We start from the raw sequence: 13,047 nt of genomic DNA on the forward strand, positions 1-13,047 counted from the left end.
TAGAAGGTAGATTTCATGTGCGGCATTGTCGGCGCAGTTGCGCAGCGTAATATCGTTCCGGTGCTGATCGAAGGATTGCGGCGCCTCGAATACCGTGGCTATGACTCGTGCGGCGTCGCCGTGCTCGAGCCGGACGCGCCGAAGCGCGCGCGCAGCGTCGCGCGCGTCGCCGATCTCGACGCGCAGGTGCGCGAATCGCACCTCGAAGGCACGACCGGCGTCGCGCATACCCGCTGGGCGACGCACGGGGCGCCCGTCACGCACAACGCGCACCCGATCTTCTCGTCGAACGCGCTCGCGCTCGTCCACAACGGCATCATCGAGAACTTCGAATCGCTGCGCGAAGCGCTGCGCGCGAAGGGCTACGAATTCGTGTCGCAGACCGACACCGAGGTGATCGCCCACCTCGTGCACAGCCTGTATCGCGGCAACCTGTTCGACGCGGTGCGCGAAGCGGTGGCACAGCTGCACGGCGCGTATGCGATCGCAGTGATCCACAAGGACCAGCCGCACACCGTCGTCGGCGCGCGCCAGGGTTCGCCGCTCGTGGTCGGCCACGGCGACGGCGAGAACTTCCTCGCCTCCGATGCGCTCGCGCTCGCGGGCAGCACCGACCGCTTCACGTTCCTCGAGGAAGGCGACGTGTGCGAGCTGTCGCTCGACGGCGTGAAGATCGTCGACCGGAACGGCGCGCTCGCGCAGCGCGAGATCCGCGTGGTGAGCGCCTACGGCGGCGCGGTCGAACTCGGGCCGTATCGCCACTTCATGCAGAAGGAAATCTTCGAGCAGCCGCGCGCGATCAGCGACACCGTGCCGCAGACGGACGCGTTCGACGCGACGCTGTTCGGCGACGCCGCGCCCGCCGCCTTCGCGGAAATCGACAGCCTGCTGATCCTCGCGTGCGGCACGAGCTACTACTCCGGCCTGACCGCGAAATACTGGCTCGAATCGATCGCGAAGATCCCGACGCAGATCGAGATCGCGAGCGAATACCGCTACCGCGAATCGGTGCCGAACCCGCGCCAGCTCGTGCTGGTGATCTCGCAGTCGGGCGAGACGGCCGACACGCTCGCGGCGCTCAAGCACGCGCAGTCGCTCGGCCATACGCACACGCTGGCCGTCTGCAACGTCGCGACGAGCGCGATGGTGCGCCTCACCGAAATGCAGTTCCTGACGCACGCGGGCACCGAGATCGGCGTCGCGTCGACGAAGGCGTTCACGACGCAACTCGTCGCGCTGTTCGTACTCGCGGCCACGCTCGGCAAGCTGCGCGGGCACGTCGATGCCGCTCAGGAAGCCGAATTCCTGAAGCAGTTGCGCCACCTGCCGGCCGCGCTGAACAGCGTGCTCGCGCTGGAGCCGCAGATCATCGCGTGGTCGGAGGAATTCGCACGCAAGGAAAACGCGCTGTTCCTCGGCCGCGGGCTGCACTACCCGATCGCGCTCGAAGGCGCGCTGAAGCTGAAGGAAATCTCGTACATCCACGCCGAGGCCTATCCGGCCGGCGAACTGAAGCACGGGCCGCTCGCGCTCGTCACGGAAGCGATGCCGGTCGTCACGGTCGCGCCGAACGACACGCTGCTCGAGAAGCTGAAGTCGAACATGCAGGAAGTGCGTGCGCGCGGCGGCGAACTGTACGTGTTCGCCGATGCGGACACGCAGATCGTCAACGACGATGGCCTGCACGTGATCCGGATGCCGGAACACTACGGGCAGTTGTCGCCGATCCTGCACGTCGTGCCGCTGCAGTTGCTCGCGTATCACACCGCATGCGCGCGCGGCACCGACGTCGACAAGCCGCGGAATCTCGCGAAATCGGTGACGGTGGAGTAACGCGGGACGCCAATCGGTGCGGCCGGCGAGGTGGGGCGAGTCCCGCGCGCCAACGAGACAGACGGAGAGACAATGGTAAGACTGTTTGGATGCGGTGTGCTGGCGCTGACGTTCGCGTCGACGGGCTGGGCCGCCGAGCATTACGTCGAGGTCTGGAACCCGCCCGAGGCGCGGCAGCCGGCGGCCCACGCGCCGGAAGCCCGTACCCCGGCCGCGCACGCGGGCGCCGACGCGCGCGCCGGCAAGAGCGCGGAGAAGCACGCGAGCGCAACGCCGAAGGCCGCCGCGAAACCGCACAAGCGTCGCGTCGCGCAAACCGTGAAAGCCGGCTCGCATCGTGCGCCCGCCGCGGCCGACGCACCGGCCGCTCCGCGCCCCGTCGCGCAGCCCGCGCCGGGACGCCTGACGGTGATGCAACCGGCTGCGCCCGATGCGCAGCACGCCCTGAATGACTCCAACATCCCGCGGCAATACACGCCGGACGGCAACGTGCTGCAGGTCGGCACGCACGGCCGCTCCGCGGAGGTGACTCGATAATGGAAGCGCAAACCTACCACGGCTACCAGATATGGGGCCACGCGATCCTGCAGCAGGACGAAATCCTGCAGCCCGAGCGCTTCGCGGCGAGCGGCACGATCACGCAGAACAACAAGCTGGTCGAGGCATCCGGCGTCCTTGGCGTATTCGACACCGAGGACGACGCGCGCGAAGCGGGGCTCGAATGGGCTCGCGCCTGGATCGACAGCCACCGCTGACCGGCCGCGTGCATCCGGCGCGCCGCCGTACACGAGCCGGCCGCGAACGGTAAACGAAAGAAGGGGCGTCCATGACGCCCCTTCTTTCGTTTTCAACCCGGAAACCCGGAACACTTACGCGACAGGCCGCGGCGGCCTCACCGCCGCGTGCGGACGGCCGACGAGCCGCGTCAGCACGACGATCGCCACCAGCGTCGAGACGTATGCGGCGATCTGGATGCCCGCCGGACGAGCCGTATAGCCGATCAGCGTATGCAGCGCCTTGCCGACGATGCTCGTCTCCTTCAGCAGCCACGACGTATCCCAGATCGTATCGCCCCACGACGGCACGAGGCCGGCCGCCAGCAGGAAGCCGACGCACTGGCTCGCCATGCCGGCCGCCAGCAGCACGATCAGCCCGTTGGTGACGGAGAACAGGCGCTTCAGCGGAATCTGCAGCAGTCCCGCATACATCGCATAACCGAGCCCGGCCCCGCCGAGCACGCCGAGCAGCCCGCCAGCGATCATCTGCGGCGTCTGCCCAGGATCGCCCGCGGCGATGCCGTACAGGAACAGCACGGCCTCGGAACCTTCGCGCAGCACCGCGACGCCGACCACGATCGCCAGGCCCGTCAGCGGCCGGCTGCCGGCCGCGACGGCCCGGCCGACTTCGCCCATGTGCAGCGCCATCTCGCGGCCGTGCCGGCTCATCCAGATGCAGTGCCAGGCCAGCATCAGCGTCGCGATGAACATCACGCCCGCGTTGAATACTTCCTGCCCCATGCCGGACGCCCACTGCGAGATCACGTCGGCAAACGCCGCGATCAGGCCCGCGCCGATCACGCCGCCGACGAGCCCGCCGCCGACCCACCAGCCGCGCCGCGGCACGCCCTTCGTGGCGGCCATCACGATCGAGACGACCAGCGCGGCCTCGAGCACTTCACGGAACACAATCAGCGCGGTAGACAGCATGGCGGGATCCGCTTACTTGACGGTCAGGTGGGTCTTCGACTGCGCTTCGTGATATTCGTCGTGAAACTCGTAGGTGCCGGCCTTCAGCGGCCCGACCAGGATCTCGGCCGACTTGCCGGCAGGAATGACCTTCTCGGCCTTGAAGTCGTCGCTCTCGAATTCCGCCGGCGTCGCATCGAGGTTCTTCACGACGAACTTCACTTTCTTGCCGGCCGGAATCGTCACGCCGTCGGGCGAAAACTTGTGGTCCTTCAGCGTCAGGTTGACGGCGTCGTCGGCGGCGAATGCGGTGGCGGCCGACGCGCCCAGCAGGACAGCGGCGAAACCCAAGGCGAAACGGTTCATGTGCGTAACGAAATGAAATATCGAAGGGTATTGATAGTAAGATCGATTCGCATTTCCAAATCGCGTACCCTTACGTGCATTATGGAGATAGCGTTTCACACGTACGCACCGAGCCTTGCCAGGCAAGGCTCTCGGCACATGAAGCCGGCGGCGCATCGGCGTCAATCGGGAAAGATTCCGACTGACGCACGCGACTGCCTTCCGATTCGTCTGACTTCACGCCGGCGAGCGATCTCGGCGCGCCAACGCGGCAATGCATGTGTCACGCCGCATGAATGCGCTTGACCTTCCCACTATGGCAAGCTTCATGCTGTCGATGCTTGTCAATCGTCAACTCAGGAGAACACGATGGAATTCGAAGTCCAGGACATGACCTGCGGCGGCTGCGCCAATGCCATCACGCGCGCGGTGACGGCCGCCGATCCCGCCGCGAAGCTCGACATCGACGTCGCGGCGAAGATCGTCAAGGTCGAATCGGCACAAGGCGCGCAGCGCGTGCAGTCGATCATCGAAGCCGCCGGCTTCCACCCCGCGCTGCGCGCCGCATGACGCGCACGCACCGCGACCCGCGGGCACACCGCCGTACGGCGCCGCGCCCGCGGCCGATTTCGCGTCAGCGCAGCCTGATCAGCGTCGACTTCAGCTCGGTGTACTTCTCGAGCGCGTGCAACGACTTGTCGCGGCCGTTGCCCGACTGCTTGTAGCCGCCGAACGGGAAGTTCATGTCGCCGCCCTCGTCGTAGCAGTTCACCCAGACGGTGCCCGCACGCAGCCGGCGCGACACGTCGTGCGCGGTCGTCAGGTTCGACGTCCACACGGCCGCGGCCAGCCCGTATTCGGTGTCGTTCGCGATCCGCACGGCCTCGTCGACGTCGTCGAACACGATCACCGACAGCACGGGCCCGAAGATCTCCTCACGCGCGATCTTCGCATCGGGCTTCACCTCGAACACCGTCGGCTCCACGTAGAAGCCGCCCGTTTCCTCCTTCACGCGCGCACCGCCCGTGACGAGCCGGCCTTCGCTGCGCCCGGCCTCGATATAGCCGAGCACGCGCTCGAGCTGGATGCCGTCGACGATCGCGCCCATCGACACCGACGGATCGAGCGGATTGCCGGGCACGTATGCGCGCGCGGCCGCGACGAGCTTCTCGATGAACGCGTCCTTGATGTCGCGATGCACGAGCAGCCGCGAACCCGCCGTGCACATCTCGCCCATGTTGTAGAAGATCGCGCCGGCGGCGGCCTGCGCCGCGCGGTCGAGATCGGGACAATCGGGCAGCACGATGTTCGGCGACTTGCCGCCGAGTTCGAGCCACGCGCGCTTCAGGTTCGACTGCGCGGCGTATTGCATGATCAGCTTGCCGACCGCCGTCGAGCCCGTGAACGCGATGCAGTCGACGTCGCGATGCAGCGCGAGCAGCTTGCCCGGCTCGCCCGCGCCCGGCACGACGTTGAACACGCCGGCCGGAATGCCGGCCTCGTACGCGAGCTGCGCGACACGGATCGCGGTCAGCGGCGATTTCTCCGACGGCTTCAGCACCACGCTGTTGCCGGCCGCGAGCGCCGGCCCGAATTTCCACGCGGCCATCAGGATCGGGAAGTTCCATGGCACCACGGCGGCCACCACGCCGACCGGCTCGCGCGTGACGAGACCGACGAGATGATGATCGGCCGGCGCGACCTCGCCGCCGACCTTGTCGATCGCTTCCGCGAACCATTCGACGCAGTACGCGGCGCCCGGCACGTCGACCGTCGTCGTGTCGCCGATCGGCTTGCCGGCGTCGAGCGTCTCGAGCAGCGACAGCTCGTCGAGATGCTCGCGCATCAGCGCGGCCCAGCGCAGCAGCACGGCCTTGCGCGCACGCGGGTTCAGCCCCGCCCACACGCCCGCGTCGAACGCGCGGCGCGCGGCGGCGACGGCCGCGTTCACGTCGGCTTCGCCGCAATCGGCGACCTTCGCGAGCACGCGGCCGTCGATCGGGCTCACGCAGTCGAACGTCTTGCCGCCGTGCGCGTCGCGCGATGCGCCGTCGACGAATGCGCGCCCTTCGATCTCGAGCGACGCCGCCTTGTCCTGCCAGTCAGCCAAAGTCAACTTTTTCATCAGGATGCCTCAGTTTTTTGGCACTCGCGATGCGGCACGCCGCTGCGCATGACGCGCAGCCGGCCGGCAGCGAATGCAGTGACGCGCGGTGCGAAGGTCAGAAGGTCGCCGGCGAATTGGCCGAGACGACCTCGCAGATCTGTTCCGCGCTGGGATTGCGAAAACGGTGCGGCAAACGGCTTTCGAAGTAGTAGCCGTCTCCGGGGTCGAGCAGCCACGTCGCGCCGTCGACCGTCAGCTCGAGCCGGCCCGACACGACGACCCCGCCCTCGTGCCCCGCGTGCACGAGCATCTCGGGCCCCGTATCGGCCTGCGGCTGGTAGATCTCGCGCAGGATGCACATGTTGCGGTCCCTCATGCTCGCGCCGACCAGGTGAAACGCGAGCGTGTCGTTGCCGAGGTTCGGCATCTCGTCGCGACGCGACACGACCGAACGCGATTCGACGAGCTCGAACGTGAAGAACTCCGCGAGACTCATCGGGATGCATTCGAGCAGTTTCTTCAGCGAGCCGACCGACGGGCTCACGCGGCCCTGTTCGATCAGCGAGATCGTGCCGTTGGTCACGCCGGCCCGCTTCGCGAGTTCGCGCTGCGACAGGCCTTGCTTGTTGCGCACGAAACGCAGGCGCTCGGCGACTTCGGTGGACATCGATTCGGTTTCGGACACGGTAAGTGCGATGGCAAAGTGAAACGACGCGGTGGACAGCCGTTGAATATTCTAATCACTTTATGCCGAGCATTAGCGGGGAAAACCCTGAAAGGCGTTCGAAATAATGAACGCCGTGCACATTATTCCGTTTGCGAATCTTTTGTTCGCACTGCTCGGGAAAGCCCTGATGCAGCACCGTTAAAAAACATTTGACGCCGTTTTTGGCTCGTATATGCTGGCTCTCAGGTTAGCGTCATCAAGCTTTCATGGGCAGCAAAAAGCGTTATTGCAACGCAAAAATTGATGCCCATCAATGTAAATAACGTGTAACCGGCGCCTTGATTATTTTAAACGCCCAGCGCGTCGAAACGGTCAGGTGTTCAATACTTTCAACAACCCAGTCGAGTGTAATCGTGAGAGTCCGTGGCCCTCTGGTGAGGTGGGATCGAGGCGATGTGCGAAGTTTGCGCAGCGCGTCGTCCGCTTCCGACGACGGCAGTTGCGGCTGGCATAGTCCTCGCCTGCTTCATCTGTCGATCTACACCATCCTGTCTCGTCGTTCCGTTCGGCGTCACAACGCCGTTTCCGCACGCGCATTCGTCGCCGTCGATACGGACGAAGTGGCGTCGCTGTTGCCGTAGCGCCTCTCCCTTCTTTACGTCGTTCGTTTCGTCTGCTGATTCGCCAACCGCATCGTCCGTGCGGTGACGGAACGCGTTCGCGCATTCGTTGCCGCGTCGCGTATCGCAATGAAACGAACGACGGCCTGATCGTCGCGCGCAGCGCGGATCGCCACGCCATCCCGTTGCGCCCATTCACCAGCGGCCCTGCGTCTCACGCAAGGCTGCGGGGCTGTTGCACGCCGGCGTTTCGCCCCATCCGGCAAGCAAGACGCAACAACCCTCCGGATAACTGATTGACGTCATGGATAGAAGGAAACCCCTCGTCGGCATCACAGCCGACCACACGCAAATCGGCGCACACGCATCGCACACGGTCGGCGACAAGTACGTCGCCGCGATCGTCGACGGCGCGCAAGCGTTCGCCATGGTGCTGCCCGCGCTCGGCGAGCGCCAGTCGGTCGACGACGTACTCGACGCGGTCGACGGCCTGCTGTTTACCGGCAGCTACTCGAACGTCGAGCCGCACCTGTACGGCGGCGAACCGAGCGCACCGGGCACGAAGCACGACCCGGCCCGCGACGCGACCACGCTGCCGCTGCTGCGCGCGGCGATTGCCGCGGGCGTGCCCGTGCTGGCCGTCTGCCGCGGCTTCCAGGAGCTGAACGTCGCCTGCGGCGGCACGCTGCACCAGCGCGTGCATGAAGTGCCGGGCCTCGCCGATCACCGCGAGGACGACGATGCGCCGATGGACACGCAATACGGCCCCGCGCACGTCGTGCGCCTGACGCCCGGCGGCAAGCTGCACGCGCTCGCCGGCGGCCGCGACGACGTGCACGTGAATTCGCTGCACAAGCAGGGCATCGCCCAGCTCGGCGACGGCCTCGCCGTCGAGGCCGTCGCGCCGGACGGGCTGATCGAAGCCGTGAGCGTCGTCGATGCACCGGCTTTCGCCCTCGCCGTGCAATGGCATCCGGAATGGCGCCATGCGCAGGACCCGCTGTCGAGCGCGATCTTCCGCGCCTTCGGCGATGCCTGCCGCGCCCGCCGCGCTACCCGCACGCGTGCCATGGCCGCCGCCGCGCTCGCCTGAGCGCGCCGACCCACTTACGAGAACAGACATGCAAGACATCGAAAGTTTTCTGAAGCAACACCGGATCACCGAAGTCGAGGCGATCATTCCCGACATGGCCGGCATCGCGCGCGGCAAGATCACGCCGCGCAACAAGTTCACGTCCGGCGAATCGATGCGGCTGCCGCAGGCCGTGATGGTGCAGACCGTCACCGGCGAATATCCGGAAGACGGTTCGCTGACCGGCGTGACCGACCCGGACATGGTATGCGTGCCCGACGAGTCGACGATCCGCCTGATTCCGTGGGCCGTCGACCCGACCGCGCAGGTGATCCACGACTGCGTGCACTTCGACGGCTCGCCGGTCGAGATCTCGCCGCGCTACGTGCTGCGCCGCGTGCTCGACCTGTACAAGGCGAAGGGCTGGAAGCCCGTGGTCGCACCGGAGCTCGAGTTCTACCTGGTCGACATGAACAAGGATCCCGACCTGCCGCTGCGCCCGCCGGTCGGCCGCACGGGCCGCCCCGAAACGGGCCGTCAGTCGTATTCGATCGAGGCCGTCAACGAGTTCGATCCGCTGTTCGAGGACATCTACGAGTACTGCGAAGCACAGAACCTCGACATCGACACGCTGATCCACGAGGTCGGCGCCGCGCAGATGGAGATCAATTTCATGCACGGCGACGCGCTGTCGCTGGCCGACCAGGTGTTCCTGTTCAAGCGCACCGTGCGCGAGGCCGCGCTGCGCCACAACATGTACGCGACCTTCATGGCCAAGCCGATGGAAGACGAACCGGGTTCGGCGATGCACGTGCACCAGAGCATCGTCGACGAGGAAACGGGCCAGAACCTGTTCACGTCGCCGGAAACCGGCGGCGCGACGTCGATGTTCTACAACTACCTCGCGGGGCTGCAGAAGTACACGCCGGCACTGATGCCGATCTTCGCGCCGTACATCAACTCGTATCGCCGCCTGTCGCGCTTCATGGCCGCGCCGATCAACGTGCAGTGGGGCTACGACAACCGCACGGTCGGCTTCCGTATCCCGCACTCGGGCCCGTCCGCGCGCCGGATCGAGAACCGCATTCCGGGCGTCGACTGCAACCCGTACCTCGCGCTCGCCGCGACGCTCGCGGCCGGCTATCTCGGCATGACGCAGCGCCTGGAGCCGACCGAGCCGCTCGTCAGCGACGGCTACGAACTGCCGTACCAGCTGCCGCGCAACCTCGAGGAAGGGCTGACGCTGATGGCCGCCTGCGAGCCGCTCGGCGAGATCCTCGGCCACAAGTTCCTGAAGGCGTATTTCGCGCTGAAGGAAACCGAATACGAAGCGTTCTTCCGCGTGATCAGCTCCTGGGAACGCCGCCATCTGCTGCTGCACGTGTGAGCGTGCGCACAACCGAATACGGAATCACGGAGGAAACATGACTTACCGCAACGAATCTGCCTGGATCCAGCCGGCCGCGCCGGGCGCCACGGCCGCAACGCCCCGCGCGACGCAGGCGCGCACGACCGCCGAATACCGCGCGCTCGATGCCGCGCACCACATTCACCCGTTCTCCGACATGGGCGCGCTGAACCGCGCGGGCAGCCGCGTGATCGTGAAGGCCGATGGCGTCTACCTGTGGGACTCGGACGGCAACAAGGTGATCGACGGGATGGCCGGCCTCTGGTGCGTGAACGTCGGCTACGGCCGCAAGGAACTCGCCGACGCCGCGTATCGCCAGCTCCAGGAATTGCCGTTCTACAACACGTTCTTCAAGACCACGCACCCGCCGGTGATCGAGCTTTCCGCGATGCTCGCGGAAGTCACGCCGGCCGGCTTCAACCACTTCTTCTATTGCAACAGCGGCTCGGAAGGCAACGACACCGTGCTGCGCCTCGTGCACCAGTACTGGCGCGTGCAGGGCCGGCCGCAGAAGAAGTACGTGATCTCGCGCAAGAACGGCTATCACGGCTCGACGATCGCCGGCGGCACGCTCGGCGGGATGGGCTACATGCACGAGCAGATGCCGTCGAAGGTCGAGCACATCGTGCATATCGACCAGCCGTACTTCTTCGGCGAGGCAGCGGCCGGTGAAACGCCGGAAGCGTTCGGCCTGGCCCGCGCGCAGCAGCTCGAAGCGAAGATCCTCGAACTCGGCGCGGAGAACGTCGCGGCGTTCATCGGCGAGCCGTTCCAGGGCGCGGGCGGCGTGATCTTCCCGCCGTCGACGTACTGGCCGGAAATCCAGCGGATCTGCCGCAAGTACGACGTCCTGCTGGTGGCCGACGAAGTGATCGGCGGCTTCGGCCGCACCGGCGAATGGTTCGCACACCAGCATTTCGGTTTCGAGCCCGATCTGATCACGATGGCGAAGGGCCTCACGTCGGGCTACGTGCCGATGGGCGCCGTCGGCATTCACGAGCGCGTGGCGCGACCGATCATCGACAACGGCGAATTCAACCACGGCCTCACGTACTCGGGCCACCCGGTTGCCGCGGCCGTCGCGGTCGCGAACCTGAAGCTGCTGCGCGACGAAGGGATCGTCGAGCGCGTGAAGAACGACACGGGCCCGTACTTCCAGTCGCTGATGCGCGAAACCTTCGCGCGTCACCCGATCGTCGGCGAAGTGCACGGCCACGGCCTCGTCGCGAGCCTGCAGCTCGCCGAGGCGCCGGCCGAACGCCGCCGCTTCGCGAACGGCGGCGACGTCGGCACGATCTGCCGCGACTTCTGCTTCAACGGCAACCTGATCATGCGCGCGACCGGCGACCGGATGCTGCTGTCGCCGCCGCTCGTGATCTCGCGTCCGGAAATTGATGAACTCGTATCGAAGGCGAAAAAAGCAGTCGATGCAACCGCCCAGCAACTGGGTATTTCGTAACGGTTTTGCCTACAGGCGTGCGGCGGGCGCCGCACGTCGCCATAACCAGGGGAACTCCACCATGCGTGCCTGCTTTCTTCGCCAAGCCTGCTCCGTTGCCGCCCTTGCCGCCGCGGCAGCATTCACGTCGGTCGCCAGCCCGTCGGCGCATGCCGAAGAGCTGAATGTCTACAACTGGTCCGACTACATCGCACCGGACACGATCCCGAACTTCCAGAAGCAGACGGGCATCCACGTCAAGTACGACAACTACGACAGCGACGACACGCTTCAGGCGAAGCTGCTTGCCGGCAGTTCGGGCTACGACATCGTCGTGCCGACGTCGAACTACATGGCCAAGCAGATCCAGGCCGGCGTGTACCAGAAGCTCGACAAGTCGAAGCTGCCGAACCTCGCGAACCTCGACCCGCTGCTGATGAAGATGATCTCGGATGCCGATCCGGGCAACCAGTACGGCGTACCCTGGGCCTACGGCACGGACGGCATCGGCTACAACGCGCAGGCGGTGAAGAAGGCGCTCGGCGACAAGGCGCCCGTCGACAGCTGGGCGCTGGTATTCGACCCGGCGAACATGGAGAAGCTGAAGAGCTGCGGCGTGTCGTTCCTCGACCAGGCCGTCGACGTGTTCGCCGCCACGCTGCAGTACATGGGCAAGGATCCGAACAGCAAGAACCCCGGCGACTACCAGGCTGCATTCGAAGTCCTGAAGAAAGTCCGCCCGTACATCACCCAGTTCAACTCGTCCGGCTACATCAACGATCTCGCGAACAACGACGTGTGCGTTGCGCTCGGCTGGTCGGGCGACGTCGGCATCGCGCATCGCCGCTCGGCCGAAGCGAAGCGTTCGTACGACATCAAGTTCTCGAACCCGAAGGAAGGCGGCCTGCTGTGGTTCGACGTGATGGTGATCCCGAAGGATGCACCGCACCCCGAGGCCGCGCTGAAGTGGATCAACTACGTGTCCGATCCGAAGGTCAACGCGGCGATCACCAATACGGTGTTCTACCCGACCGCGAACAAGGCCGCGCACCAGTTCGTCACGCCGTCCGTCGCGCAGGACCCGACCGTCTACCCGCCCGAAGACGTGCTGAAGAAGATGGTGCTGATGAAGCCGATGCCGGCCGACATCCTGCGCCTCCAGAACCGCCTGTGGGCCCAATTGAAGACCGGCCACTGATCGCCATGCATTCCGGCGGCGCAGGCATCGCTCGACGCCTGCCCGCCTGAGATCCGCGGACCTCCGTCCGCCCGTGCGCGTCGCGCGCACTGTTCCATCCGGCACGAGCCGTCGTCCGTGAGTCGCATCGCGCGCCTCGCGCGGGGACGCTCACGCCTGCAATCCGTGAAGAACGAATGGTGAATCCCATGCAATCGATACCCTCTTCCGCTGCTGCACGACAGACCCAACCGGCCCCCGCGGCCCGTACGCAAAACGACGCCTTCGTGCGCATCGAAAACGTCGTGAAGAAATTCGGCGACAGCACGGCCGTCGACAACGTGAACCTGACGATCGCGAAGAACGAACTGTTCGCGCTGCTCGGCAGCTCGGGCTGCGGCAAGTCGACGCTGCTGCGCATGCTCGCCGGGCTCGAGACGGCCACCTCCGGCAGGATCTTCGTCGACGGCGAGGATCTCGCCGCGCTGCCGCCGTACCGCCGCCCGGTGAACATGATGTTCCAGTCGTACGCGCTGTTCCCGCACATGACGGTCGAATCGAACGTCGCGTTCGGCCTGAAGCAGGAAGGCACGCCGAAAAACGAGATCAAGGAGCGCGTGGCCGATGCGCTCGCGCTCGTGCAGATGAGCAAGTACGCGAAGCGCAAGCCGCACCAGCTCTCCGGCGGCCAGCAG

14 protein-coding genes are annotated in these 13,047 nt (G+C 66.0%); 10 read left to right on the plus strand and 4 right to left on the minus strand.

What is annotated here, in order from left to right; genetic code table 11:
• Nucleotides 1-15: 15 nt before the first annotated feature.
• From glmS to HWX39_RS27000, 3 genes are all read left to right on the plus strand, one after another.
• Nucleotides 16-1,833, plus strand: coding sequence for a glutamine--fructose-6-phosphate transaminase (isomerizing) (glmS, locus tag HWX39_RS26990; protein ID WP_175970799.1), 1,818 nt, complete (start codon nt 16-18; stop codon nt 1,831-1,833).
• A 72-nt stretch (nt 1,834-1,905) separates the two neighbouring features.
• Nucleotides 1,906-2,370, plus strand: a complete 465-nt coding sequence (locus HWX39_RS26995) for a hypothetical protein (RefSeq protein ID WP_175970800.1) — start codon at nt 1,906-1,908, stop codon at nt 2,368-2,370.
• On the plus strand, nt 2,370-2,588 hold the full coding sequence (locus tag HWX39_RS27000) for a hypothetical protein (protein ID WP_021162109.1): 219 nt from the start codon (nt 2,370-2,372) through the stop codon (nt 2,586-2,588). Before HWX39_RS26995 ends, HWX39_RS27000 begins: the two co-directional genes overlap by 1 nt.
• A gap of 114 nt (nt 2,589-2,702) precedes the next feature.
• Here HWX39_RS27000 and HWX39_RS27005 read toward each other — a convergent pair whose 3' ends face one another.
• A complete protein-coding gene (locus tag HWX39_RS27005) occupies nt 2,703-3,539 on the minus strand; it encodes an FTR1 family protein (protein WP_175970801.1) in 837 nt (278 codons plus the stop codon).
• Nucleotides 3,540-3,551: 12 nt separating this feature from the next.
• A complete protein-coding gene (locus HWX39_RS27010) occupies nt 3,552-3,884 on the minus strand; it encodes a cupredoxin domain-containing protein (RefSeq protein WP_175970802.1) in 333 nt (110 codons plus the stop codon).
• 348 nt (nt 3,885-4,232) lie between these two features.
• Between HWX39_RS27010 and HWX39_RS27015 the strand changes: the two genes are divergently transcribed.
• Nucleotides 4,233-4,433: a heavy-metal-associated domain-containing protein gene (locus HWX39_RS27015; RefSeq protein ID WP_113194742.1), complete on the plus strand. Its 201-nt coding sequence runs from the start codon at nt 4,233-4,235 to the stop codon at nt 4,431-4,433.
• A 64-nt stretch (nt 4,434-4,497) separates the two neighbouring features.
• Here HWX39_RS27015 and HWX39_RS27020 read toward each other — a convergent pair whose 3' ends face one another.
• Both HWX39_RS27020 and HWX39_RS27025 read right to left on the minus strand, forming a co-directional pair.
• Nucleotides 4,498-5,988, minus strand: coding sequence for an aldehyde dehydrogenase (locus tag HWX39_RS27020; RefSeq protein WP_175970803.1), 1,491 nt, complete (start codon nt 5,986-5,988; stop codon nt 4,498-4,500).
• Nucleotides 5,989-6,085: 97 nt separating this feature from the next.
• Nucleotides 6,086-6,637 (minus strand): cupin domain-containing protein, encoded by a 552-nt coding sequence (locus HWX39_RS27025; RefSeq protein WP_175970804.1) that lies wholly within the window; start codon nt 6,635-6,637, stop codon nt 6,086-6,088.
• Between the two features lie 455 nt (nt 6,638-7,092).
• Between HWX39_RS27025 and HWX39_RS36435 the strand changes: the two genes are divergently transcribed.
• From HWX39_RS36435 to HWX39_RS27050, 6 genes are all read left to right on the plus strand, one after another.
• Nucleotides 7,093-7,278 (plus strand): hypothetical protein, encoded by a 186-nt coding sequence (locus HWX39_RS36435; RefSeq protein ID WP_039355339.1) that lies wholly within the window; start codon nt 7,093-7,095, stop codon nt 7,276-7,278.
• A 283-nt stretch (nt 7,279-7,561) separates the two neighbouring features.
• Nucleotides 7,562-8,350, plus strand: a complete 789-nt coding sequence (locus HWX39_RS27030; RefSeq protein WP_175970805.1) for a gamma-glutamyl-gamma-aminobutyrate hydrolase family protein — start codon at nt 7,562-7,564, stop codon at nt 8,348-8,350.
• 28 nt (nt 8,351-8,378) lie between these two features.
• Nucleotides 8,379-9,716 (plus strand): glutamine synthetase family protein, encoded by a 1,338-nt coding sequence (locus HWX39_RS27035; protein ID WP_175970806.1) that lies wholly within the window; start codon nt 8,379-8,381, stop codon nt 9,714-9,716.
• A gap of 37 nt (nt 9,717-9,753) precedes the next feature.
• On the plus strand, nt 9,754-11,196 hold the full coding sequence (locus tag HWX39_RS27040) for an aspartate aminotransferase family protein (RefSeq protein WP_175970807.1): 1,443 nt from the start codon (nt 9,754-9,756) through the stop codon (nt 11,194-11,196).
• 61 nt (nt 11,197-11,257) lie between these two features.
• Nucleotides 11,258-12,373 carry a polyamine ABC transporter substrate-binding protein gene (locus tag HWX39_RS27045; RefSeq protein WP_175970808.1) on the plus strand — a complete coding sequence of 372 codons (1,116 nt, stop codon included), beginning with the start codon at nt 11,258-11,260 and terminating at the stop codon, nt 12,371-12,373.
• A 188-nt stretch (nt 12,374-12,561) separates the two neighbouring features.
• The coding region (locus HWX39_RS27050) for an ABC transporter ATP-binding protein (RefSeq protein ID WP_175970809.1) at nt 12,562-13,047 on the plus strand (486 nt) is incomplete at its 3' end.

Origin of the sequence: Burkholderia sp. BCC0322 (assembly GCF_902833045.1) — a bacterium.
In the GTDB taxonomy this organism is placed as follows: Bacteria; Pseudomonadota; Gammaproteobacteria; order Burkholderiales; family Burkholderiaceae; genus Burkholderia.

What these genes read in the sequence shown, in the direction of transcription:
- glmS (WP_175970799.1), top strand. Translation starts at nt 16, where the DNA reads ATGTGCGGCATTGTCGGCGCAGTTGCGCAGCGTAATATCGTTCCGGTG.
- HWX39_RS26995 (WP_175970800.1), top strand. Translation starts at nt 1,906, where the DNA reads ATGGTAAGACTGTTTGGATGCGGTGTGCTGGCGCTGACGTTCGCGTCG.
- HWX39_RS27000 (WP_021162109.1), top strand. Translation starts at nt 2,370, where the DNA reads ATGGAAGCGCAAACCTACCACGGCTACCAGATATGGGGCCACGCGATC.
- HWX39_RS27005 (WP_175970801.1), bottom strand. Translation starts at nt 3,539, where the DNA reads ATGCTGTCTACCGCGCTGATTGTGTTCCGTGAAGTGCTCGAGGCCGCG.
- HWX39_RS27010 (WP_175970802.1), bottom strand. Translation starts at nt 3,884, where the DNA reads ATGAACCGTTTCGCCTTGGGTTTCGCCGCTGTCCTGCTGGGCGCGTCG.
- HWX39_RS27015 (WP_113194742.1), top strand. Translation starts at nt 4,233, where the DNA reads ATGGAATTCGAAGTCCAGGACATGACCTGCGGCGGCTGCGCCAATGCC.
- HWX39_RS27020 (WP_175970803.1), bottom strand. Translation starts at nt 5,988, where the DNA reads ATGAAAAAGTTGACTTTGGCTGACTGGCAGGACAAGGCGGCGTCGCTC.
- HWX39_RS27025 (WP_175970804.1), bottom strand. Translation starts at nt 6,637, where the DNA reads ATGTCCACCGAAGTCGCCGAGCGCCTGCGTTTCGTGCGCAACAAGCAA.
- HWX39_RS27030 (WP_175970805.1), top strand. Translation starts at nt 7,562, where the DNA reads ATGGATAGAAGGAAACCCCTCGTCGGCATCACAGCCGACCACACGCAA.
- HWX39_RS27035 (WP_175970806.1), top strand. Translation starts at nt 8,379, where the DNA reads ATGCAAGACATCGAAAGTTTTCTGAAGCAACACCGGATCACCGAAGTC.
- HWX39_RS27040 (WP_175970807.1), top strand. Translation starts at nt 9,754, where the DNA reads ATGACTTACCGCAACGAATCTGCCTGGATCCAGCCGGCCGCGCCGGGC.
- HWX39_RS27045 (WP_175970808.1), top strand. Translation starts at nt 11,258, where the DNA reads ATGCGTGCCTGCTTTCTTCGCCAAGCCTGCTCCGTTGCCGCCCTTGCC.